This window comes from Planktotalea sp., from assembly GCF_039984035.1.
Lineage (GTDB): Bacteria > Pseudomonadota > Alphaproteobacteria > Rhodobacterales > Rhodobacteraceae > Planktotalea.
Genome location: NZ_JBDWVM010000458.1, coordinates 1 through 23,531, shown reverse-complemented (window position 1 = coordinate 23,531; position 23,531 = coordinate 1). Strand labels below are relative to the sequence as shown.

Genomic DNA, 23,531 nt, shown 5'->3' with positions numbered 1-23,531 from the left:
AAGATACCGCATGCCAAGGTCATCCCTCAGCAATCTCTTCACCATTCAAGATCCAATGTTCTGTAACGCGAGTCCCGCTTTCGCGAAGCATTTTGGACACTGCGCAATGCGCGCCAAGCTTTTCAACGACCGCCATCGCACCTTCGCGCGGACCATCGTAGTTGGCCGTGATGTGAATATCCACTTCAGGAAACGGGATGTCGATCGGATTGATCAAACGGGTCCCATGGCTGTCCATCATGACCTCAATTTCGATGTCCATATCACGAAATTCGATACCGTTTGCTTTAGCTAGTTTGTTGGAAATGACGTGCGTGCAGCCTGACAGCCCCATGAATACATATTCAACGGGCATTGGTCCCAAATCTGTTCCGCCGCGTTGAACAGGTTCATCGATTATAACTTTTTGAGTGCGGGCAGATGCCGTCGACTTTGTTGACGTTTCTTGCTGGCCATTGATCTTAAACTTCCAGATCGGTTTTTCTTTAACTGCCATTACGCCCTCCCAAACGAATGTCTTGGTTTGAGTATGCATTTCTAAGAGGGCAGAGCTAACGATGCTTTTTGATGCTTGGTATCGATTTTAATAATATCGATTCTCTGCAAACGGCTCTGAATTGGCGTCAAAAACAAAAAAAGCCGCCCAAAACGAGGGGCGGCTTTAGTTCAGGGAGATGGTACTTTTGTGCTTACGGCGTGTAGGTGCCGCGCGCTGGGTAATTATGTTCAAGAGCGTAGCTCACCTTGCTGAGCAAGTTTCCAAGGTCCGGGCGTGCCCAAGGCATATTTGAAATATCCGCGAGATAGAGAGAGCCATCAGGCTTGATCCAGAACAGACCTGGCTCTGTGAAGAAATCAGCTTCAACATCTTTGAAGGCTTTGGAAATCCAAAGGCCCCAATTCTTGGCATCTTCCATTGTGAGATCGTAAGCGACGCGCAGATTGCCCACATCCCATTCTTCGGCTGCTTTTTCTGCCAACGCCTTGTCATTCATTGACGCAACAACGACTGAGAAACCCGCAGCTTCGAAATCAGCGAGCAATTTTGCCAAACCGCCGATGTAGTTTTTGCAAACCGGGCAGTGATAGCCACGATAGAACAGAACCATGGTGAAGTTTTCAGGGGTTTCTTGTGACAGATCGAAAGTGCCACCACCGACCAGTGGGAGTTTAAGCGCTGGTGCTTGTGCCTCTGGCATCAATTTCATGCTCATAGTCTGAAGTCCTTTTTGGTTTTAAAATCAAGTGTTTGCGGTGTGTTTCATCTGCCGGATACCTGCCGGTCGATGTCGCTGTATAGAACTTCCTTTACACTAACGATGCCTACGCAAGTGTGAAATCAGTTCTCATCATGGGCTATATCAGTTTCGGTAATATGCGCTTCGCGGCGGTATGTATTTTCCGCGATGCAGAAGTACATATCGAGGTTGTCAGAGATGACCTGCTCGATATCAGGGGCGACGCGCAGCTTGAGAATATGTTTACGCCAGCCGTAGTGCATTAGACCGCCATGTATCTGCCACGCGGGCTCCAAGGCTGCCGCGCTGACGTAGGCTTCGTCTGGCATGCCCAATTCGACTCGATGCTCGCGCACCAGCTGCTTTAAGATCAACTCTTCTATCAGATGGTTATACCACTGATTAATCTCCGCATCGCGCAGACCGGCATAATAGGACAATCGCAAAGGGATAGGCGTGAACGTCGTTTCGACGTAATCGCGATAAAAGGTCTCGAACCGTTCGCGCGTTGTGCGATTGCGATCTTTGAGAGCTTCATCCCAAGCAGGATTCCAACGCTCAAGATAAACGGTTTTATAAACTGCTTCGATCAAGTCGTCTTTGGTCGGGAAATACCGATACAATAGGGGCTGGGTCACGCCAACGCGCTTGGCGATTTCGCGCGTGCTGCCCGCAAAGCCGACTTCCGAAAAATGTTCAGCCGCGGCGGCAACGATATCGCGGGCGCGTTGCTCTGTTGTGGCGCGCCGAGCTTTTTTTGGCTCGGCATCTGTTTCAACCAGATGAGTCAAATCAGTCATTGTGTCGGTCGCGCCCATTCTGTTTGCAGTAATTTACTTGCCATTCCATATAGCTTACACAGTTTTGTTATCAACTGATAACATTTACTGAGGGCAGGGAGCAACAATGCATCAGGGGATCAAGCTTTGGGGGCGCGCAACCTCGGTCAATGTGCAAAAGGCCGCTTGGGTGATCGCAGAATTGGATTTGCCTTGTGAACGTATCGATGCTGGCGGCGCTTTCGGTGGTTTGAATGATCCTGCCTATATCGCGCTCAACCCGAACCGCCGAGTTCCGACTTTGATCGATGGTGATCTGGTCTTGTGGGAATCCAACGCAATTTGCCGATATCTGGGACAGGCATATGGCCGCGCTGATATGTTCGATCCATCCAACGCAAAGGCGCAAGGCCAGGCTGACATGTGGATGGAATGGTTTCAAAACAACGTTTACGCAAACTTCATTGCGCTCTTTTATCAAGCTGTGCGACTGCCACCGTCGCAACGAGATGCCAAAAGCCGTTCGGCGGCTTTGGATGGGCTCTGTCGTGCTCTCGAAATTTTTGATGCGGCGTTGGCTGATCGCGAATTCATCTGCGGCGATCGGCTCAGCCTTGGTGATATTCCAACGGGATCATGTCTCTATCGGTTTTTCACGATGGATATCGAACGTCCGTCTTTGCCAAATATCGAGCGGTATTATGAAACGCTCACCCAAAGAAAAACCTACCACGACACAGTCATGGTAGATTACAGCTCACTGCGAGGTGTTGACTAAATAGCGTTGAGCCTAGCTTGCTTCGGCCATTCCCAGAAAATCAAGAAGGGCGTTTGAGAAAGCATCAGGGTTGTTCACGTTAATAATATGACCCGCATCTGGAATGAGCGTGAAAGTACCATGCTTAGCTGCATCCGACATGGCTTGCATCGTGTCAGGTGCCGCGCCTTTATCCTCGGATCCGGCAATAAACAGAACCGGGACATCCAAATCTCCAAGGTCTTTGAAATAGTCCAGATCTTTGAGCGCCATCGCACAGCCGCGATATCCTTCAGGCGTGGTTTTCATAAACTCGACGTTCATTTTGGCGACCGTGTCCGGGTTTGCGTCTTTGAACGCAGGCGTGAGCCAATTGCCAAGCGATCCACCCCAAAGTCCTTCGATGCCTTTTTCGTCCATAATCGCTAAACGATCATCCCAGCTTTGTTTGAACATGGGCGGCGCATCAGCGCGCGCAGCGGTGCAAACGATGCGCTCAATACGTCCTGGCGCCTTCAGCCCCATGCCCAGTGCCGTCATGCTGCCCAAAGAACAACCCATAACGGTCGCGCGTTCGATGCCATTGCGATCAAGCACGCCCAAAGCGTCCGCCACTAAATCATCAAAACTATAGGGCGCTGGCGGTGTTGGGCTTTGGCCATGACCGCGCGTGTCGATTTGGATCACACGATAGAAGCGCTCCAGCAAGGGGAGTTGCGGCGCCCACATTTCTGTGGACGTGCCGAGCGAATTCAGCAGCAGAATAGTTTGGCCGTCAGCTTGACCGCGGATCTTTGTAAAGGGCTCATAGGTGCTCATGTGGTCTCCAGTTCTTTGAAAGTATGAATATCGTTTGTGTTCACATGTGGCATGACGTCTTGGACTAATCGAACCATAGTGTTGCGTGCGATTGTTGCGTCGTGCTCGGGATGCTCAATGAAGTAGAGCGTTCCAATGTCCCCAACCGTTTCCTTTAGCGCCAGAATGCGCTCTGCGACCTGTTGGGATGATCCCGCAATGACCAAATCCGCTAAGTGAGAGTCAACACAGCCCTTCAAAAGGCCACGTTGCTGAAGCGTCTCGTAGTATTTTCGAATTGGACTGTTCGGACTAAATACGTAGGTTCTTATAGTCGCAGGATCATCGTGAATGATGATGCTTCGGGCAAGTTGCCAATGCCGCGGGTTGGCGCGTCGCAGCGCGGAAGTCGCACCTGCCACCATCGCAGGCCAATGACGGGCAACTTCGGCGGTATTCAGATAGCTTGGGGTCATTGGCAGATATCCCCGCGCCGCCGCAAAAGCAGTTTCTTGCGGTGTGCCTTGCACTGGCAGGCCTAGAACCTTAGGGCAGGGCGTTTTCATAGGATAAGTTGTGCGACCTGCGTTGTCGCTCAGTACAGCATTCTGAGAAAAAATCGTTTCGAATTCTTGTGCTTGTGCCCTTTGCTGCGCGCAAGAGCTGTCACAGCAGATGTTAATACCCAAATATAGTCGTTTCTGTAGGGCCTCGTTTGCCTGTCGCACAGCATGTTCCATGTCACGCGGCGACAAACGGCCAAAAGAGGTGGCATCAAGTGCGATCTTAATGTTTCTGGTTTTTGCACCGCCGAGTGCAAGCAGCTGTTTTGGCGAAAGCCCTGGAAGATAGGCGATGCGAATGCCGAGATCATCTGCAAGCGAGAGATGTCCGAGACTTGCTGAAAGATCTGCACGAGCCGATGCGCAATCCGGCATGCGAATAAAGCCAAGTTCCATAGAGCCCTCCCAATCGTGGTGCAGGCTCAAACGCGCGAACACTGCCCGCTCAGCGTAGAGGCAGTTCACTTAACAATAAAAACAACAAAAGCTGCGATGGGCTATCAGCTTTACTGAAATCAACGGCAGTCCAACCGGTGCTGGACTGCCGTGCACGCTTCTTATTCTAGAGCGTAATCAACGGGCCAAACGTGACCAACGTCTTTGGACGCGTCGATATAGGCCTGCATGACTGCCTTACCTGGAAGGCCGCGGCCCTCAGCTTCTGCTGTTTGCAGCTTTGGGAAATCTGCAAGGCTATTCGCCCAATCTGCGCGCACGCTTTCGGGCAGCGTTTTGATAATCGCGCCGTTTTCTTCAAGCTTGCCCAGACCGAATGCTTGAACCGCATCCATCTTTTCGCCGTTACCTTCTTCCCACGCTGCGCCGACTTCTAAGATGATATTGCGCACATCTTCAGGAAGGGAATTCAGTTTTTTGTCGTTCATTGTCAGCATGATGACGGGCATCGCACCAAAACCGATAAGCGTATAGTACGGCGCTGGCTCGTAGAATTTAAAGCCGTTGTAAGCAGATGGCACCATCAACCAGCCGCTATAGACGCCGGTTTTCAAGGCTAGGTAGCCCTCTGGTAACGTGGATTGAACAGGGATCGCTTCGACATACTCGAGCCACGGCAGGTTCGGACCCGCGCCGCCAACTTTCACACCTTTGAGATCTTCAACAGTTTCCCATTCGTCTTTGGTGCCGAGATGGTAGTTGTCCCAAACCCCAAGACCAAGGAAGGTTTGTCCAAACTCTTCGTTCATCACTTCTTTGAGCCATGGGTTTGTCTCATAGACGGACCGCGCGGCCGCAATAGCGTCAGACGACTTCTGTGGACCAAAGGCTAAATAATAAGGGAAGTTGTGCAAGAACATCTTGGACGGTTCAAAGCAGATGCAGAAACCACCGATATCAAGAATACCCTGTTGAACAGATTCGAGCGTGTCAGCAACACCAGCAATTGCGCCGCCATAGGCTTCGATGAACTCAACTTTATGCTCGGTTTCTTCCGCTACTCGGCGCGAAACTTCGACAGCAAAAAAGTCTGACATTGTTGTTACATAAGGAGCTGGCCCTTTTGGGTGTCCTGATCCAATGCGCAAAGTGAATGTGTCTGCGCTGGCTGGAATGGACGTCGACAATAAAGCTGCGATTGCTGGCACCGCTATGTGTTTAAACGAAAATTTCATTATTCCTCCCAAAGGCAAGAAGCCTTGTTTGTCGTGACAGAAGGCAAAACGAGTCACTGTTTGTCCTCCCAATATCGTTACCGTAGAGAAAAATTATCGATTGATAAATGTTTTATTGCGCAGCCTGTCACTTGCCCCTAAGGTATCAAGAAATTCGCGAACTGTAGGGGTTTTGTATGAGATTCGAGTATAGCGTTAAGATCGCACGTCTGATTCACATCGTGTCATCCGTCTGGGTTTTCATTTTAGCGATTGTCATCCTGGTGGATGTTTTCGGGCGGGTTCTGTTCCTGTCACCACTCCCTGGCACCAAAGAAATTTTGCAAAACTCGGTCATCATGGTGACCTTCTTGCAAATTCCTCTCGCCATATATTCAGGGTCCATGCTGCGCACGACATTGTTGACGGATGCGCTCCCTACCTTCGCAAAACGCATCTTGCGTAGCTTGGCCTATGTGCTTGGTTTTGGATTGTTTGCCGCGATTGGCTATGCATCCTTTCCCGAAGCGATGGAGGCGCTACGCCTCAACGAATACGAGGGCGAAGGATCGCTGCGCATTTATACATGGCCAATTCGTTTCCTCATGGTTGCCACGGCTATCTTCGCCGCGTTTGCGTATCTTTCCATGTTGATCGCCGATTGGACCGGCTCCTTGGGGCCAGACGAGTCCCTAAGCAACACATGAACCTTTTCAAGCCTTTCACTCCTGATCGAACGGAGCCCTAAATGACGACTCTCATCTTCAGCTTTCTCGCTGTTCTCATGCTGCTGGTCTTTCTTGGCGTTCACGTGGCTGTCGCCCTCGGCGTCGCTAGTGCCTTTGGCGTCTACCTTATGCTTGGCAGTGCCGATATCGCGCTATCCGTCTTATCGGGCACGGCCTATGAAGCGCTTCGCAAAGATATTTTTATTGTGATCCCGCTCTTTGTCCTGATGGGAGAATTCATAAGTCGGTCAGGGGCGGCCAAAGACATCTATACGATTTGCAACCGCGCGTTTCTGAAAGTGCCGGGTTGTTTGGCCGTTGCGACTGTTTCGGGTAACTCCATCTTCGCCGCGATTACAGGCGTTTCTATCGCGTCGGCCGCGACATTCTCGCGACTGGCTTATCCAGAGATGGTCGCGCTCGGCTATAAGAAGAGCTATGCGCTGGGCGTTGTTGCGGGCAGTGCATGTCTTGGTATGTTGATCCCGCCATCTATCTTAATGATCATTTGGGCGGTTTTGACTGAAATTTCTATTGGCTCGCTCTTTGTTGCGGGCCTGCTGCCGGGGTTGCTGCTGTCCAGTTTCTTCATTGGCTACTGTGTTATCGCGGCCAAAATGAACCCCAACGTTGCGCCCCCTTGTGCACCTGATGCCTTTGCGCATGTACCAGCGGCGCAGCGACGTTCCGAGCTGATCAGTAGTCTCGCGATCATTGGTTTAATTGTAGTCGTGATCGGCGGCATTTGGGGTGGTTTTCTAACGCCCACCGAAGCTGCCGGCTTTGGTGCTATCGGCGCGTTGCTCGTCGGTTTGATCAAAGGCATGCGCGGTGCGGATCTGCTCGATGCAGTTTATCGGGCGGGTAAGACAACAGCTCCAATCATGATCTTGTTGATCACGGCTTCTATGTACTCGCGCTTTCTCGCGATGGGTGGGGCCGTTTCTGTGATCAATGGAACGATCTTTGCGATTAGTGAGAACCCGATCATCATTATGATGATGCTCTTCACAATATGGTTGATCCTCGGAATGTTCATCGACTCCACGTCGATCATCCTGTTGACCGTACCAATCTTCGCGCCAATCGCGACGACCATTGGTATCGATGAATTGGCCTTCGCGATTTTCGGTATTCTGGTGATTGAAGCAGGGTTGCTGACGCCGCCCTTCGGCTTGCTGATCTTCACGGTGAAAGCTGCCGTGCCGGACAAGTCCGTGACGCTTGGCATGATCTTTAAAGGTGCAATTCCTTACTGGATCATGATCCTGATGGTCGCGGTGCTTGTCGTTGTCTTCCCGTTCCTTGCGAACTGGTTGCCGCAAAGCTTGCTATAACGGACTTAATCATCCTCAAGAGCATTGTTAAGTTCTTGTTGTAGCGTATCAAGAAAGGCCTGCGCCGCTCGGTTGAGCGGGCGGGCCTTGTGCGAAATGCGCATGTACTCAACGGCAAGTGGAGGCTCTGAAAGCGGAATAAAGCGCCGCTTCACACCATCGCGATCCGCGCGCCCAAGGATGCCAGGTAAGATAGACACCCAATCGGAATTGGCAACAATGTCGAGCGTTCCGAGCATTGCATCAAGTTCCATCGTCTCTGCGACTTTGATCTCGTTCATCGACAGATATTGATCAATACGCGGGCGCCGCGCGTTGGCTTCTGTTGGCAGTACGATGTGCAAGGGTTCAAGGTCTCTTAAGGAGCCTGTGTTTCCTTTTAGGATGCTGTTTTTGCTTGAGCAAACAAGGCATTCGCGATCTTTCGCCAAACGAAACGTATCAAGGCCAAGGTCTTGCGACACGGATGGGACAACGGCAAAGTCCAACAAGCCTTCAGCGACTTGGTTGGACAGCACTGCTGAATAGGCTTCATGGATCGAAACCCGCACATGTTTGTATTCTTGGGCAAATCGCAAAAGCGTGGAGCTGAGGATTGAACCGGTAAAGGTCGGCATCAAGCCTACATCGATCTGACCTGATACTGATCCAGAGAGTTCTTTAAGCGCATCTTCGGCGCGCGCTGCGGCGTTCAGCGTTTCAAGCGCGCGTTTATAAAACGTGCGTCCGGCTTCCGTTGGCTCTGCGCCAGTGGAGCTGCGATTGAGCAAGGTGACGCCATACCTGTTTTCCAATTGCCGCACATGCATCGATAGGCCGGACTGGGTTGCATTGACCCGAATGGCCCCTGCAGAAAACGAACCTTCTTCATAAACGGCGACGAAAAATTTGAGCTGTTGAATCTTCATGGGGTCTTATCCAAATGCTGACGCTTGTAATATGCTATCAGGTTTTATGTTGGATAGTATAGAGTCTTATCGGTTGTTCTGAACCCTCTGCGCTACATATTATGGGTCAACCCTAATATTGATGACCATGAGGATAAGGACATGAATATGACCGTCAAAGACAACGAGACAAAAATCGACCCGCGCGCGCTGCGTGACGTTTTGGGTTGTTTTGCAACGGGCGTTGCTGTCGTGACCTCTGTGGGTGATGAAGGCAAACCAGTTGGAATGACGATCAATTCATTCTCTTCGGTTTCGCTTGATCCGCCTCTTGTTCTTTGGAGCATTGGTTTAGAAACGCCATCTCGGAGCGCCTATGCCGCGCACCCAAGTTTTGCGATCAATATCATGTGCGCACAATCCAAAGAGCTTTCTTTGCACTTTGCGCGGCCCTCGGAAGATAAATTTGCGGGCATCGATTGGCGACCTGGCATTGATGGCGTGCCTGTTTTAGACGCGGCGCTCGCGACCTTTGAGTGCACTGTTGAGGACCGCATCGTGTCTGGGGATCATGAAATCTTTATCGGGCGGGTTATGTCCATGGGCCAACGCGAGGCTGATCCATTGTTATTCCATCGTGGGAAATTCGCGCACCTCGGTGAGCTGGTCTAAATCATGTCGAAAAAATCTGGTAAATCACCTCTACCTCGCTTGATGGTAGCGCCAAATGGCGCGCGCCGTTTAAAAAGCGACCATCCCGCCATTCCTTTGACGGATGATGAATTGGTCGCGACCGCCTTGAGCTGCGAAGCGGCGGGCGCTGACGGCATTCACATCCATATACGCAGTGGCCAAGGTCAGCACCTTCTGGACGTCGGCCGTTATCGCGCGTTGCTACAGCAGTTGTCCGAGGCTGTTCCATCCTTGTACCTGCAAGTCACGTCTGAGGCCGCAGAACGTTATGTCGCCTCCGCGCAGCAAACCATGGTTAAAGCACTTGAACCTGACCATGTTTCTGTCGCTCTCCGCGAAATGGTGCGCACGGAAGAGGATTGGGCGGCTGCGAGCGAATTCTATGATTGGGCGGAGGATGCAGGCACGGATGTGCAGCATATCGTCTATTCGCCAGAAGAGTTGCGTTGGTTCCTAGAAAGCTGTGACGCTGGCCGCATTCCCGGTGATCATCATCTCCTGCAACTGGTGTTGGGAACCTATGACGGAAGCAAGATTTCGCGGCCACAAGACATCAAGCTCTTCACAGCGTTAATGGATGAGGCTGATATCTCGCTTGATTGGGGCCTCTGCGCCTTTGGTCGCGAAGAGACGGAATGCCTCGTTGAGGCCGCGCGACTGGGTGGCAAGGGGCGTGTTGGCTTTGAAAATTCGCTTTGGCATTCGGATGGTAGCATCGCGCCAGACAACGCCGCACGCGTGCGCGAAGTGGCAAGCGGAATTGCTGCTTTGAGTGTGAATTCACTAGAAACCACCTAAACGCTCTCCCGCGTTCGAAGGCGAAGGCATCGGATTGATCCGGTGCCTTTTTCTGTTGAAGCGGTGAAAATCCTCTGGCTGAATGTGCGCGCTAATTGTCCAAGGTCTTGCTCTGCCACCGCGAAAGAGGGACCTGTTCAAAACTACGATTGGATCGCCGGACCTAACAAACCTCGGCCGGGTTTGCGCCAATGCCTGTTTCACTCTACGATTATTAAAGGGTCTCTCAGGAATGCATACGATGAAAATTCCAAAACTGAAGCGAATAAAAATATCAACGGAGCAGGAACTTCGTAATTGGCTCGTAAAGAACTCAACGAACCAACAGGCGGTGATGATTGTGACTGCCAACAAAAAATCACATGACAAACACGTCAGCAGCGAACAGGTGCGAGATACACTGAGTGAAAATGGCTGGACTGCTCGGCAAAGCTATACCCTCGATGGAAACCTTGTCGGACACGTCGCCAGCCACATTTGATCAAGTTAGGTTGTCATGTATTGGGTCAATGACAATCTATTTCCACTTGGGTCAGTGAACCAAGCGATCTTGTTGCCATCAGGGGTCGTCCAAACACCTAACGCGTCCTGAGGAAGTTGATCGAAGCGCTGGAATTGTACGCCTTTGGATATCAATTCCTCGATGGTACGCGCGATATCGACCACTTCCCAGCCGTGAACTGTGTAATCCGCTGGTTCAAGTTCAGAGACAATCTGCACGCGGAGCACGTGGCCGCAATCAACGAATACCAATGCAAAAGGACTCGCTTCACGAAGCTCAAGCGCCATGACGTCGACGAAAAAGGCCTGAGCGGCATCAGGATCGTCTGTCACAATAAAAGAAACGGGCTGTCGATTGTTTTTCATCATCTCATGTTAACAGATATTGAAGCGAAGCGCAGCATTGCTCGAAATGGACTATTTCATAACATTCTGTTCTTAACAAAAAAGGGCACTGGATTGCTCCGATGCCCTTGGTTTGATGTTCAGTTGATAGAAACGCTTTTAAGCTTCCGGCTGCCAGTCTGGTTCGGACTTCGTCGCCTCATCCAAAATCGGCATTACTTTCTCACCCATCAGGATCATTGAGTTGCGACCTAATTCGAGATCGGTCCAATCGTGCCCCGCATAAACAAGGTGTTGGAACGGGCCCATATCTTCGCGCAGGGCGAGAATTTGATCGGCGACGGATTCTGCATCGCCGTGGATCACCAAGCGGTCCAGAACATATTCGAGCGTCACATCTTCATCGGGCATGTTCTGATCGTGCTTGAACAGGTTCAAACGACCACCCGCGCGCATCTTGGTCAGCAGCTGCGAATAGTAGAGAACATAGGGGCTGCCCGGATCACGCGCATAGCTGCGCGCTGTTTCCGAGTCCTTGGCGACACAGATATTTTTAGCAACGCGCCAGTCCTCATAGGAGGGCGTATATCCACCTTGCAAACATCCTTCGACGTAGTTTGGCCAATGTGTTTTGGCCCACTGTGGCAAAAGGAAGTTGCCAGAAATCGGTTGCCACCCACGCGCGGCCATTGCTGTGACGCCCTTCGAGAAAGGCGCAACCGCTGTACCAACGATAGGGGGGTGCGGGTCATTCTGGTAAGGCTTCATAATCTCGCCTTGGCCGATCTCTAGAATCTTGGTGCGCTCTGTGGACACTTCCCAGAATTCGCCCTTCAGATTGTACGGTGCTTCACCTGCCCAGATATCCAGCACCATATTGATGCACTCTAAAAACATCGCGTTGCGGTCTTTATCGATGGAGCCGAACACTTCGGCGTCGGTCATTAAACCACCGGGCGAAATCCCGAAATTGAACCGACCTTCAAGCATGTGATCCAGCATCGCAACTTCGGCAGCAACGCGGGCAGGGTGGGAATTGGGCATGTTGATTGTGCCAGTTCCCAAACGAATTTGTTTCGTTTCATAGGCAAGGCTAGCCAGAAACGCGACGCAAGAAGTAATGACCTCCGCTTTGTCTGTGGTGTGCTCACCGCAATACGCTTCTGCAAACCCCAGCTGGTCAGCCAGCAAGAAAGCTTCACGATCTTCCTTAAAACTCTGCGCATGCGGCTTATTGAGCGGATGGATTGGCATTGTGAAGAACGAAAGCTTCATATTCATCTCCTATCGGTTTCATCCACTTTCACTCGGAAGAGATGTAATAAAAAACGATACTTTCTGATGCCTCTTATGACGCAATCTAATAGCCAGCTTCGCTTGACCAAATTCAAAACTGAGCCATACCGCCTGTATCGGCTTAAATTTGTGGCGCGGCCTAAACGCCAAGGCTGTTTTTTTAACGACTACTTTATGAGCATTTTGGCGCGTTATTGTGCGACGATCGCGCCGCTCCTTGCACTTTTATCTTTAGCGTCTTTGTCGCATGGAGATCGCCCTCCAAGCGGCGTTAGTCGGAAATTGTGCAGGAAGATCTTAAAATACTCGTCGTTGAACTCGACCAAGCCAAAGCGCGCGACATTATCGATGCGCTCAAGGATGGTGGTTGGAACGACGTAACAGTCATTTCGTCCGAGGGTGCGCTAGAGCGCACGCTTAAACAACAAGACCCGGATATTATTCTGATCGATTTGGCTAACCCAAGCCGCGATACGCTGGAGCACCTCAGTCTCGTGTCCAACGCGCGCAAACGCCCAGTTGCGATGTTCGTTGATCAATCGGACGAAGGGATGACTGAAGCTGCGATAACTGCTGGTCTAAGCGCTTATGTCGTAAACGGGTTGCAAAAGGATCGTATCAAGCCGGTTCTGGAAACGGCAATTGCGCGCTTTAAGCTGAACGCAAAGATGCAATCCGAGTTGGATGCCGCCAAGCAAGCGCTGTTGGATCGTAAAACGATTGATCGCGCAAAAGGCTTGTTGATGCGCGCACGCAAGATTTCCGAAGAAGAAGCCTACGGGCTCATGCGTAAGACTGCGATGGATCAAGGGCGCAAGGTGACTGATGTTGCGACGGCTCTTGTGACTGCAGCAGAGCTTTTACAATGAAGATGACGCAAGTACATTGTGGGTATCTCCCTCTGGTGGATTGCGCGCCACTGGTGATCGCTAAGGAATTAACGTTCGCTGCGGAAGAAGGCCTTGATCTGGTCTTGATGAGACAACCGTCTTGGTCAGCATTAAGGGATCGTTTGGCCGTCGGGCACATACAATTTGCGCATATGTTGTCACCAATGCCGATTGCGATGTCTCTAAAGCTGGGTGGCATACCAGCGCGCATCGATGCGCTCATGGTAATGTCTGTAAACGGGACGGTTATCGGGGTTTCCTCTGATCTCGACCGCAAGATGCAAGGGGCAGGCTGGCGCAACACGTTTGATGATCCGCAAACGACGGCCAAAGCGATCTTTGAAGTCAGTTCAGCGCCCATTCGTATTGGCGTGCCGTTTCCATTCTCAATGCACCGCATGCTGCTGGAGACTTGGTTAACTCAATCGCCTGATTATTCACCTGATAAGATTGAGGTGGTGACAGTGCCGCCGCCCCAAATGGCCGCAGCGGTCAAAGAAGGTAAGCTCGATATGTTCTGCGTAGGCGAGCCATGGGGGAGCGTCGCGGTTCAGCAGAGCGGTGCCAGCCTCGTGCTCCCGGGTTCAAAAATCTGGCAGTTTTCACCAGAAAAAGTGCTCGGTGCGCGCCATGAGTGGGCGGAAGCGAACCCGTCACTTTGCCATGCAATGATCCGCGCGCTTTATAAGGCTGCCAATTGGCTGGATAAGCCTGAAAATATTCCACTTGCGGTCGATATCCTCGCGCGCAGTCAACATCTGGACTTGCCGGAGAATGCGATTGACCCTGCGTTGTCGCAACGGATTGTGACCAAGTTGGGAGAAAGTGCGCAACAGACCGAACGGTTCCTGAGCTTTCACCAAAGTGCTGCGAACTTCCCGTGGCGCAGTCAGGCAAGCTGGATTGCGGATTGTCTCGCGCGTTGGCACGACTTGGACCAAGAGCAAGCCCGCGCAGTCGCGCGGTCATGCTTCCGCACAGATATCTATCGTGCAGCACTTTCGCCAATGGGAATCAATCTTCCGGGGGCGTCGGGCAAAGTAGAAGGCGCGATGGACACGCCAACCGCGGTGGCTTCAACGATGGGAGAAATGATTCTTGGGCCGGACCGCTTTTTCAATGGCGCAATTTTCGACTTTGAAGGTGTTTAGTCGCACAAAAAATAGGCAACTTTTTTGATCACCTCGAAAATTGCTGCAACTGCGAAGTAATTACCTAGAAACCCGATTTAGAACGAGTCAAATTAACTCCAAGGCAACGATGCCTGTCTCGATTGGCAAAGCTGCCAATCAACGAATTACAAGAGCAAAGCCGCTCGATTGCACGTGCATCCTCCCTCCCGCACGTGGCAGTCGTGCGGCTTTTTCATTTCTAACAGGGACCAGAAAATGCACACTTTTAAATGGCTACTCGCCTCCTCCTTACTATGTGCGAGCCCAATGTTGGCTCAGGATCTAGACCTAGAAAAAGACGAGCTGACGTTCGGCTTTATTAAACTAACAGACATGGCGCCTTTGGCTGTGGCCTACGAAAATGGCTACTTCGAAGACGAAGGTCTGTTTGTAACGCTAGAAGCACAAGCGAACTGGAAAGTTCTTCTTGATGGCGTGATCGACGGTCAATTGGATGGCGCGCACATGCTTGCGGGTCAGCCTCTCGCGGCGACAATCGGTTACGGCACCAAAGGCCACATCATCACACCATTCTCCATGGATTTGAACGGCAACGGCATTACCGTTTCCAACGAAATCTGGGAGCAAATGAAACCACACGTTCCGCTTATGGACGATGGTCGCCCACAACACCCAATCAGCGCCGCATCCCTTGCGCCTGTTGTTGAAGATTACAAAGACCAAGGTATCCCATTCAACATGGGTATGGTTTTCCCTGTATCCACACACAACTACGAGCTTCGCTACTGGCTTGCAGCTGGTGGTCTTGAGCCTGGCTATTACTCACCAGAAGATGTTGGCGGCCAAATCGGCGCGGATGTTTTCCTGAGCGTAACACCTCCACCACAAATGCCTTCCACGATGGAAGCGGGTACGATCTTTGGTTATTGCGTGGGTGAACCATGGAACCAACAGGCTGTTTTCAAAGGTATCGGCGTTCCTGTGATCACCGACTATGAGCTCTGGAAGAACAACCCTGAAAAAGTATTCGGTCTTTCTGCTGACTTCGTCGAAGAAAACCCGAACACAACACTTGCTCTGACCAAAGCGCTTATCCGCGCGGCGATCTGGCTGGACGAAAACGACAACGCCAACCGTGAAGCAGCCGTCGAAATCTTGGCGCGCTCTGAATACGTTGGCGCGGACGCAGCGGTTATCGCGAACTCCATGACAGGTACGTTTGAGTATGAAAAAGGCGACGTTCGTGAAGTTCCAGACTTCAACGTGTTCTTCCGCTACAACGCGACATACCCATTCTACTCTGATGCGATCTGGTATCTGACACAGATGCGTCGTTGGGGCCAAATTGCTGAGCCAAAGTCCGACGAATGGTTCTTTGAAACAGCGAAATCTGTCTACCGTCCTGACATCTATCTTGAAGCAGCACGTATGCTTGTAGACGCGGATATGGCGAATGAAGCGGACTTCCCTTGGGATAGCGATGGCTTCAAAGCACCAACACCTGCGGAAGATATCATCGATGGCATCGCCTACGATGGCCGTACACCAAACGCATACCTCGAAAGCCTGCCAATCGGCTTGAAAGGCACGCAGACTGTCTCTGGTTCAGACATCGTTAACTAACCTCAAAATTCGAGATACCTGCTTTGCCTTGCGAGGCGGGTATCTCTTGCACCTTAACTTTAGATCGAAAGTTTCTCGACATGACCGCAATTGACCCAGATACGCTCCAGGCAGAAGAGCGCCGCGCCCGACGCTTCACGCGGATCAACAAAGCCGACGCATGGTTCCAAGTGCTGGGCCTTGCGTGGTTAACACCAATCTTGAAAGCCGCAGCAGGGGATAACCCGCGCGCGCAAATGTCTGAAATCTGGCGCCTTCTCGGTGTTCCTGTTCTTGCGATTGCCCTGTTCCTGTTCGGTTGGGCCACTCTCGCGCCGACGGTACAAACCTCCCTTGGTGCGATCCCGGGACCTGGACAAGTTTGGGAACAAGCGGTCAATTTGAACGCGGACGCGGTACGTGAACGCGAAAAAGAAGCAGCCTTTTATGTGCGCCAAGATGAGCGCAACGCCAAGCTGATCGCCGATGGCAAAGAAGACAAAGTAAAAGAGCGTGTCTACACGGGCAAGCCGACATATTATCAGCAAATCTGGACCTCGATCAAAACCGTCTTTTTTGGTTTCTTGATCGGTTCAATCATTGCGATCCCACTTGGCATTACAGCGGGTCTTTCGGCCACAGCAAATGCCGCGATCAACCCGATCATTCAAATCTTTAAACCAGTCAGCCCGCTTGCTTGGCTCCCTATCGTGACGATGGTGGTGTCCGCTGTGTATGCAGGCAATGACGGAATGTTCACAAAATCCTTCCTCGTTTCTGCGATTACCGTGACGCTGTGCTCGCTTTGGCCCACTTTGATCAACACCGCATTGGGTGTGTCTTCTATCGATAAAGACTTGGTCAGTGTCTCCAAAGTTCTGAAAATGAGCACTTATGCCAAAATCACCAAATTGGTTCTGCCATCCGCTTTGCCACTGATTTTCACAGGTCTGCGTCTGTCCCTCGGTGTGGGCTGGATGGTTCTGATCGCGGCGGAAATGCTCGCGCAAAACCCCGGTCTCGGTAAATTCGTATGGGATGAATTCCAGAATGGGTCTTCACAATCCCTCGCGAAAATCATGGTCGCGGTTCTCACCATCGGCGTCATCGGCTTCCTGCTTGATCGTGTGATGTATGCGCTGCAGTCCATGTTCACATTTACAGAAAACCGGTGAGCGACATGAGTATTCTCAAGTTTGAAAACGTCTCCAAGGGTTTTGGGCAAGGCACCAGCCGGAATGAAGTTCTCAAGAACATCAATCTGGACATCAAAGACGGTGAATTCGTTGCGATCCTAGGCTTTTCCGGTACGGGAAAGTCGACCCTGATGAACCTGATCGCTGGGCTCGAAATGCCGGATCAAGGCAGCGTCACTTTCAAAGACGCACCGATTACTGGACCTGGTCCAGAACGCGGTTTGATCTTCCAAAGCTATTCTTTGATGCCTTGGTTGACTGTGGGCGGGAACGTCGGCCTCGCGGTTGATGCGGTGTTCCCTAAGCTGTCTAAGGATGAGCGTCAGGCCAAGATCGATCACTATGTTTCGATGGTTGGCCTGTCACACGCGATATCGCGCCGTCCGGCAGAGCTATCAGGCGGTATGCGCCAGCGTGTGTCGGTGGCCCGTGCTTTGGCAATGAACCCAGAAATGCTTCTGCTCGATGAACCACTCAGCGCTTTGGATGCACTGACACGTGCCAATCTCGCAGATGAAATTCTGGAAATCTGGGAGACGGACAAGAAGACCTGTATCCTCATCACCAACGATGTGGACGAGGCAATCTTGCTCGCGGATCGGATCATTCCGCTTAATCCTGATGGTACTTTGGCCGATCCTGTTGAGGTGAACATCCCACGTCCACGCGATCGTACAGCGATGAATGATGATGCTACGTTTAAGGCGCTGCGTGTCAAAGTCACCAACTACCTTATGGACGTTGGTATCGCGGCAAAGGTTGAAGAAACGCGCAACCTGCCAGACGTCACGCCGATCCATTCGGTTCCTGCGGCTGTTGCCAAGGCCCAAGCAGGCGGCGGCATTGAAGAACGCTATTTGACGTTCTCGCAATTGCACAAAGTCTATCCAACACCAAAAGGTCCGTTGACCGTTGTTGAGGATTTTGACCTCAAGGTGAACAAGGGTGAATTCATTAGCCTGATTGGTCACTCTGGCTGCGGTAAATCCACGGTTCTGACGATGGCGGCCGGTCTTAACCCGATCTCTAAAGGGGCGATCCGTCTTGATGGCTGGAACGTTGAAGGCGCAGATCCTGAACGTGCGGTTGTGTTCCAATCGCCGAACCTCTTCCCATGGCTCTCCGCCAAAGAGAACGTCGCGATTGGTGTGGACAAGGTATATCCAAAGGCCTCCCAAGCTGAGCGCCAAGATGTGATCGAATATTATCTCGAACGCGTTGGTCTTGCGGACAGCATGGACAAGCAAGCGTCGTCCATGTCCAACGGTATGAAACAACGCGTCGGTATCGCGCGCGCCTTTGCTTTGTCGCCTAAACTGCTGCTTTTAGATGAACCTTTCGGCATGCTCGACAGTCTGACCCGCTGGGAGCTGCAAGAGGTGCTGATGGAAGTCTGGTCACGCACCAAAGTGACCGCTGTTTGCGTGACACACGATGTGGATGAGGCGATTTTGCTCGCGGATCGCGTTGTGATGATGACCAATGGCCCACAAGCGACAATCGGTAAGATCACGGACGTCAAACTCCCCCGCCCACGCACGCGCAAAGCGCTGCTGGAGCACCCAGATTACTACAAGTATCGCGCTGAAGTGCTCGATTTCTTGCAGGAATATGAGCACGGCGCAAAACCCAAACCCAAAGCAACGCCTGCGGTGGCGGCGAAGTAATGCGCGAAAAGCTGATCATTATCGGCGCGGGCATGGCCTCGGGCCGTGCTCTGGAAAGCTTGCTAGAGCAGGGCGGCGATTTCGATGTCACCCTGTTCAACGCAGAGCCGCGCGGCAACTATGACCGCATCATGCTTTCGCCGGTTTTGGCGGGGGACAAGGCCTATGATGATATCATCATTCATACGTCTGACTGGTACGCCAAGAATGGCGTGACTTGCCGTTTTGGCGAAAAGGTTGTCGCGATTGATCGGGCTACAAAGACAGTCACGGCGGAAAACGGCGATGTTCTCAGCTATGACAAGTTACTCTTTGGCACCGGATCGAATCCTTTCATCATTCCGCTGCCAGGACATGATTTGGAAGGCGTCATTGCTTACCGCGACCTCGAAGATACGACCCGTATGATGAACCTTGGACCAGCACATAAAGCGGTTGTGATTGGTGGTGGTCTGCTCGGACTAGAGGCCGCCGCTGGCATGGCAACGCGCGGCGTAGATGTCACAGTTGTTCACATCATGGGCCATCTGATGGAGCGGCAGCTTGATGAAGCGGCTGGCGCTTTACTGCGCGATGCATTGATCGACAAAGGCATCACCGTCAAATGCGCTGCGAACTCCAAGGAAATCTTGGGCGCGAATGGCGCGGTTAAGGCGCTCTCGCTGGATGATGGTACCGAACTGCCTTGTGATTTGCTTGTGATGGCCGTGGGCATTCGCCCGAATGTGCAGCTCGCCAAGGACGCAGGCCTGTCGGTCGACAAAGGCATCCTCGTTGATGATCAAATGCGCACCTCTGATGCGGATATCCTAGCCGTTGGTGAATGTGTGGAACATCGCGGTGCGATCTTTGGCCTTGTTGCACCGCTTTATGAGCAAGCCAAAGTGGTCGCTAAAACACTGCTCGGCCAAGACGCGCAGTTTATTCAGAAAGAACTCTCAACGAAGCTGAAAGTCACGGGGTGTGATTTGTTCAGCGCAGGTGATTTCGCAAGCAGCGAGACGCGAGAAGACATCGTCTTCCGTGACCCCGCGAACAGCACTTATCGTCGCTTGGTGCTAGAGGGCGGCACCCTCGTCGGGGCGGTCATGTATGGTGATACCTCGGACAGTAGTTGGTTCTTTAACCTCATTCGAGACAAAACAGATGTACGCGATATGCGGGAGAGTTTGATCTTCGGATCAGCCTATCAGGGGGGCACCCCCTCGGACCCGTCCTTAGCCGTTGTAGCCTTTCCGCATGATGCGGGCAGACATAGGCACAACGGCATGTTTCCCAGACTAACTAACTTAGAAGAACAAAGGAGTGCCGCATGACCCTTACGCGCACGGCTTGCCCTTATTGCGGCGTTGGCTGCGGTGTCCTTGCAGGCGCTGACGGCACGATCAAAGGTGACCCCGAGCACCCTGCAAACTTCGGGCGGCTCTGCTCGAAAGGCTCTGCGCTTGGCGAGACCATTGATATGCAAGGGCGCCTTTTGGCGCCGCAAGTCGATGGTAAAAATGCGTCATGGGATGATGCGCTTGATTTGGTTGCAGAAAAATTCAGCGCAGCGGTGCGTGAACATGGCCCTGACAGCGTCGCGTTTTACGTATCAGGTCAGCTGCTGACCGAAGACTACTACGTCGCCAATAAGCTGATCAAAGGCTACATCGGCACCGCAAACATCGACACCAATTCAAGACTTTGCATGGCCTCCTCGGTTGTGGGACACAAGCGTGCCTTTGGCTCCGATACTGTGCCAGGCACGTATAGCGATCTTGAAGACGCCGACCTAATCGTTCTCGTCGGCTCTAACCTTGCGTGGTGTCACCCGGTTCTGCATCAACGCATTGCCGCTGCAAAAGCAGACCGACAAAACATGAAGATCGTAAACGTTGATCCGCGCAAAACCGCGACGAGCGCGCTTGCAGATCATCATCTGCGCATTGTGCCCGATGGGGACATCGCGCTGTTTAATGGCTTGCTTACGCATTTGGCAGATGCAGGGGAACTCGATCAAAGCTACCTTGATCAACATGTGAACGGCGCTGAGGCCGCAATCGACAAGGCGCGCGAAAGCGACCCAACGCAAAGCGGTCTTTCCCAGCAAGAGCTCGATATGTTCTATGCGCTTTGGGCAGGAACGAAGAAGGTTGTCACTGTCTATTCGCAAGGCGTGAACCAATCCGAATGTGGGTCCGACAAGGTTAATTCGATCCTGAATTGTCATCTGGCTACTGGACGGATTGGTAAACCTGGATGCGGACCATTTTCTGTGACGGGTCAACCCAACGCGATGGGGGGCCGTGAAGTAGGCGGTCTGGCCAATATGCTGGCCAATCACCTCGATATCGAAAACCCAGATCACCGCGCGCATGTGCAGGAGTTTTGGCAAAGCCCAACGATATGCACTGAAGCGGGGCTAAAGGCTGTTGATCTCTATCAGGCCTGTGCTTCAGGCAAGATTAAAGCGCTCTGGGTGATGTCAACGAACCCCGCAGTCAGCATGCCGGATGCGGAAGGTGTCGCAGCGGCGATTGCAAATGTGCCCTTCGTCGTTGTCTCCGACATTATGGAACATACGGATACTGGCGATCTTGCCCATGTGCTTTTGCCAGCAGCAGGCTGGGGTGAAAAGAACGGGACTGTCACAAATTCTGAGCGTCGTATTTCGCGTCAACGTGCCTTTCTGCCAGCGCCGGGGCAAGCACGCCCTGATTGGGAAATCATTTGCGATGTAGCAACGCGCATGGGCTGGGCTGATGGCTTTGACTTTGAATCGCCAGAGGCTGTTTTCGCAGAATATGTGTCTTTGTCCTGCGCTGGCCGTGACTTTGGTCGCGATCTCGATCTCAGCCTTTTTGCGGATGCCGATTATGCCAAACTGATCCCGCGACAGTGGCCAGACAACGACATTCGTTTCTTTGCAAACGGCAAGTTCTTCCACGCGGATGGCAAAGCCAAGATGCTGCCTATCACCGCGCCAGAACCAATCGCGCATGATCGCTTTACCCTGAACACAGGGCGTAACCGCGATCAGTGGCACACGATGAGCCGCACAGGTAAAGCCCCGCGTCTTGGTGCGCATTTGGCGGAACCCTATGCGGAAATCCATCCAGAGGATGCGATGGATCTAAAGGTGGAACATGGCGACTTGGTTGCTCTGAAAAACAAGTTTGGCAATGCGGTTTTGCGCGTGCTCGTCACGGATCGCACGGCAAAGGGACAGATTTTCGCGCCTATGCACTGGACACGGCAATTGACGCGCGGTGGTTTAGTAAACGCTCTGACGGCGCCTGTGACCGATCCGTTTTCGGGCCAACCCGCTTTGAAAATGAGCAAAGTCAGCGCTGAGCGGCTTGATGCGGCATGGTATGGTTTTGCTGCGTCAAACGCGCCGATCAAACAAGGCGGCGATTATTCTGCTGTGGCGCGTTCGCTAACGGGCTGGCAGGCAGAGTTTGCGGGTCGCGAGGTGCCTGAGGATTGGACTGTCTGGGCGCAGGATCATTTGGGTGTCGAAGGATGCACAGCCTCTGAAATCACCGATGCCAACAATGGCACGACCCGTATCGCATTCTATAATGGTGATGCTATCGCAGCCCTGTTGTTCGTTTCTCGCGAACCGGTGTCGTTGGCGCGCAACACAGTCATTTCACTAATTGAAACGCAGACCTCCCCATTGAAAGCACTTGCAGGTAGAAGCGCAGCGGATCAACCTGATCCCGGCGCGACCGTTTGTGCGTGCTTCAATGTGGGAGTGAATACTTTGCGAGATGCGATTTTGAATGGCGCGGGCAGTGTCGACGCCTTGGGCGAGGATACCTGCGCCGGAACAAACTGTGGATCATGTAAACCCGAATTGGCGAGCCTTCTGGAGCAGTTTAGCCTGCCAATGGCAGCGGAATGACCCTCGCGCCATATGTTCGTATCGTGGCCCAAGGCAAGGGTCGCGCACGTCCTTTAGAGCTGAGCGAGGCCCGCGAGGCCATGACGCTTATGTTGTCTGGCAATGCCGCGCCTGAGGCGGTGGGTGCGTTGCTTATGGTCCTGCGGCTTCGTGGTGAAACAGATTCCGAGATCGCAGGTTTTACGGCCGCGTTACGTGACGCCTCGGCGCAGCTGCCAAAGTCCGATTTGGATTGGCCCTGCTATGCCGCAGGTCGCACACGCGGCGCGCCCTTGTTCCTGCTGGCGGCGAAACTGGTCACGCGCGCGGGCTATAGCGTCGCAATGCATGGCTGGAATTCCCATCAAAGCACCGGCGCTGATCTACGCGAGGCATTGACGTCCATGAACTTCGAGGGCGATGGGTTCAGCTATCTTCCTCTGGAAACGCTCAATCCTGCGGCGTTTGATTTGCTCCGTTTGCGCGACACGTTTGGTCTGCGGTCCTGCGTCAATACTGTGCTGCGCATGTGGAATCCGACGGGGGCAGGGGCCTCTGTGCAGGGTGTGTTCCATCCCTCCTATCGTGGCCTGCAGTCGCGCGCGGCGGCGTTGCTCGGCGATCAGAACCTCACGGTGATCAAAGGTGGCGGCGGCGAATTCGAACGCAACCCGAGCAAGGGCACGGCGGTCTTTGGCCTGCGTGACGGTGAAGAGTTGAATGAGCTGTTTGCGCCTGATTTCTCAGACACGCGACGTTTGCATGATGTGGACAAGCCTGTCGATTTTGTTGGGCTTTGGAATGGCGAGCAAACTGATGACTTTGCGCAAACGACTGTGGTG

At 52.5% G+C, this 23,531-nt stretch carries 22 protein-coding genes and 1 pseudogene; 14 read left to right on the top strand and 9 right to left on the bottom strand.

Translation table 11 applies throughout. From position 1 onward, the window contains the following. Positions 1-19: 19 nt before the first annotated feature. From ABJQ89_RS20350 to ABJQ89_RS20340, 3 genes are all read right to left on the bottom strand, one after another. Complete coding sequence (locus ABJQ89_RS20350) at positions 20-496, bottom strand: OsmC family protein (protein WP_348497980.1); 477 nt, start codon at positions 494-496, stop codon at positions 20-22. A 193-nt stretch (positions 497-689) separates the two neighbouring features. Next, positions 690-1,214, bottom strand: a complete 525-nt coding sequence (locus ABJQ89_RS20345) for a peroxiredoxin-like family protein (protein WP_348497979.1) — start codon at positions 1,212-1,214, stop codon at positions 690-692. Between the two features lie 125 nt (positions 1,215-1,339). Further along, entirely contained in the window at positions 1,340-2,038 is a 699-nt protein-coding gene (locus tag ABJQ89_RS20340; RefSeq protein WP_348497978.1) for a TetR/AcrR family transcriptional regulator, read from the bottom strand. Between the two features lie 106 nt (positions 2,039-2,144). On the opposite strand from ABJQ89_RS20340, the gene ABJQ89_RS20335 reads away from it, so the two are divergent. Beyond that, a complete protein-coding gene (locus ABJQ89_RS20335; protein ID WP_348497977.1) occupies positions 2,145-2,795 on the top strand; it encodes a glutathione S-transferase family protein in 651 nt (216 codons plus the stop codon). A 12-nt stretch (positions 2,796-2,807) separates the two neighbouring features. Here ABJQ89_RS20335 and ABJQ89_RS20330 read toward each other — a convergent pair whose 3' ends face one another. The 3 genes from ABJQ89_RS20330 to ABJQ89_RS20320 form a co-directional block, all read right to left on the bottom strand. Continuing rightward, on the bottom strand, positions 2,808-3,593 hold the full coding sequence (locus tag ABJQ89_RS20330; RefSeq protein WP_348497976.1) for an alpha/beta fold hydrolase: 786 nt from the start codon (positions 3,591-3,593) through the stop codon (positions 2,808-2,810). Beyond that, positions 3,590-4,531 (bottom strand): hypothetical protein, encoded by a 942-nt coding sequence (locus ABJQ89_RS20325; protein ID WP_348497975.1) that lies wholly within the window; start codon positions 4,529-4,531, stop codon positions 3,590-3,592. The genes ABJQ89_RS20330 and ABJQ89_RS20325 overlap by 4 nt, the downstream gene beginning before the upstream one ends. A gap of 161 nt (positions 4,532-4,692) precedes the next feature. Next, positions 4,693-5,766 (bottom strand): C4-dicarboxylate TRAP transporter substrate-binding protein, encoded by a 1,074-nt coding sequence (locus ABJQ89_RS20320; RefSeq protein ID WP_348497974.1) that lies wholly within the window; start codon positions 5,764-5,766, stop codon positions 4,693-4,695. A 176-nt stretch (positions 5,767-5,942) separates the two neighbouring features. Here ABJQ89_RS20320 and ABJQ89_RS20315 point away from each other — a divergent pair, with 176 nt between their 5' ends. Both ABJQ89_RS20315 and ABJQ89_RS20310 read left to right on the top strand, forming a co-directional pair. Continuing rightward, a complete protein-coding gene (locus ABJQ89_RS20315) occupies positions 5,943-6,452 on the top strand; it encodes a TRAP transporter small permease (protein WP_348497973.1) in 510 nt (169 codons plus the stop codon). Between the two features lie 41 nt (positions 6,453-6,493). Beyond that, on the top strand, positions 6,494-7,810 hold the full coding sequence (locus ABJQ89_RS20310) for a TRAP transporter large permease (protein ID WP_348497972.1): 1,317 nt from the start codon (positions 6,494-6,496) through the stop codon (positions 7,808-7,810). Between the two features lie 5 nt (positions 7,811-7,815). On the opposite strand, the gene ABJQ89_RS20305 is transcribed toward ABJQ89_RS20310, so the two are convergent. Continuing rightward, entirely contained in the window at positions 7,816-8,718 is a 903-nt protein-coding gene (locus ABJQ89_RS20305; protein ID WP_348497971.1) for a LysR family transcriptional regulator, read from the bottom strand. Between the two features lie 147 nt (positions 8,719-8,865). On the opposite strand from ABJQ89_RS20305, the gene ABJQ89_RS20300 reads away from it, so the two are divergent. From ABJQ89_RS20300 to ABJQ89_RS20290, 3 genes are all read left to right on the top strand, one after another. Beyond that, positions 8,866-9,369 carry a flavin reductase family protein gene (locus ABJQ89_RS20300; protein WP_348497970.1) on the top strand — a complete coding sequence of 168 codons (504 nt, stop codon included), beginning with the start codon at positions 8,866-8,868 and terminating at the stop codon, positions 9,367-9,369. 3 nt (positions 9,370-9,372) lie between these two features. Beyond that, a complete protein-coding gene (locus tag ABJQ89_RS20295; RefSeq protein ID WP_348497969.1) occupies positions 9,373-10,188 on the top strand; it encodes a 3-keto-5-aminohexanoate cleavage protein in 816 nt (271 codons plus the stop codon). A gap of 241 nt (positions 10,189-10,429) precedes the next feature. Further along, the gene (locus ABJQ89_RS20290) at positions 10,430-10,669 is read left to right on the top strand and encodes a hypothetical protein (RefSeq protein ID WP_348497968.1); all 240 of its coding nucleotides are present in this window, start codon (positions 10,430-10,432) and stop codon (positions 10,667-10,669) included. A gap of 5 nt (positions 10,670-10,674) precedes the next feature. On the opposite strand, the gene ABJQ89_RS20285 is transcribed toward ABJQ89_RS20290, so the two are convergent. Further along, the gene (locus ABJQ89_RS20285) at positions 10,675-11,055 is read right to left on the bottom strand and encodes a VOC family protein (protein ID WP_348497967.1); all 381 of its coding nucleotides are present in this window, start codon (positions 11,053-11,055) and stop codon (positions 10,675-10,677) included. A gap of 138 nt (positions 11,056-11,193) precedes the next feature. Beyond that, positions 11,194-12,309: an LLM class flavin-dependent oxidoreductase gene (locus ABJQ89_RS20280; protein WP_348497966.1), complete on the bottom strand. Its 1,116-nt coding sequence runs from the start codon at positions 12,307-12,309 to the stop codon at positions 11,194-11,196. Between the two features lie 305 nt (positions 12,310-12,614). Between ABJQ89_RS20280 and ABJQ89_RS20275 the strand changes: the two genes are divergently transcribed. The 8 genes and pseudogenes from ABJQ89_RS20275 to ABJQ89_RS20240 form a co-directional block, all read left to right on the top strand. After that, positions 12,615-13,199, top strand: coding sequence for an ANTAR domain-containing protein (locus ABJQ89_RS20275; RefSeq protein WP_348497965.1), 585 nt, complete (start codon positions 12,615-12,617; stop codon positions 13,197-13,199). Continuing rightward, a complete protein-coding gene (locus ABJQ89_RS20270; RefSeq protein ID WP_348497964.1) occupies positions 13,196-14,371 on the top strand; it encodes a CmpA/NrtA family ABC transporter substrate-binding protein in 1,176 nt (391 codons plus the stop codon). Before ABJQ89_RS20275 ends, ABJQ89_RS20270 begins: the two co-directional genes overlap by 4 nt. Positions 14,372-14,608: 237 nt before the next feature. After that, on the top strand, positions 14,609-15,976 hold the full coding sequence (locus tag ABJQ89_RS20265) for a CmpA/NrtA family ABC transporter substrate-binding protein (protein ID WP_348497963.1): 1,368 nt from the start codon (positions 14,609-14,611) through the stop codon (positions 15,974-15,976). A gap of 80 nt (positions 15,977-16,056) precedes the next feature. Continuing rightward, positions 16,057-17,130 carry an ABC transporter permease gene (locus ABJQ89_RS20260; RefSeq protein ID WP_348497962.1) on the top strand — a complete coding sequence of 358 codons (1,074 nt, stop codon included), beginning with the start codon at positions 16,057-16,059 and terminating at the stop codon, positions 17,128-17,130. A 5-nt stretch (positions 17,131-17,135) separates the two neighbouring features. Beyond that, a complete protein-coding gene (locus tag ABJQ89_RS20255) occupies positions 17,136-18,818 on the top strand; it encodes an ABC transporter ATP-binding protein (RefSeq protein ID WP_348497961.1) in 1,683 nt (560 codons plus the stop codon). Continuing rightward, positions 18,818-20,065, top strand: a pseudogene (locus ABJQ89_RS20250) (FAD-dependent oxidoreductase); the annotation flags it as partial. The gene ABJQ89_RS20255 and the pseudogene ABJQ89_RS20250, both read left to right, overlap by 1 nt. A gap of 65 nt (positions 20,066-20,130) precedes the next feature. Next, positions 20,131-22,710, top strand: coding sequence for a molybdopterin-dependent oxidoreductase (locus ABJQ89_RS20245; RefSeq protein WP_348497960.1), 2,580 nt, complete (start codon positions 20,131-20,133; stop codon positions 22,708-22,710). Further along, the coding region (locus ABJQ89_RS20240; RefSeq protein WP_348497959.1) for a glycosyl transferase family protein at positions 22,707-23,531 on the top strand (825 nt) is incomplete at its 3' end. The genes ABJQ89_RS20245 and ABJQ89_RS20240, both read left to right, overlap by 4 nt.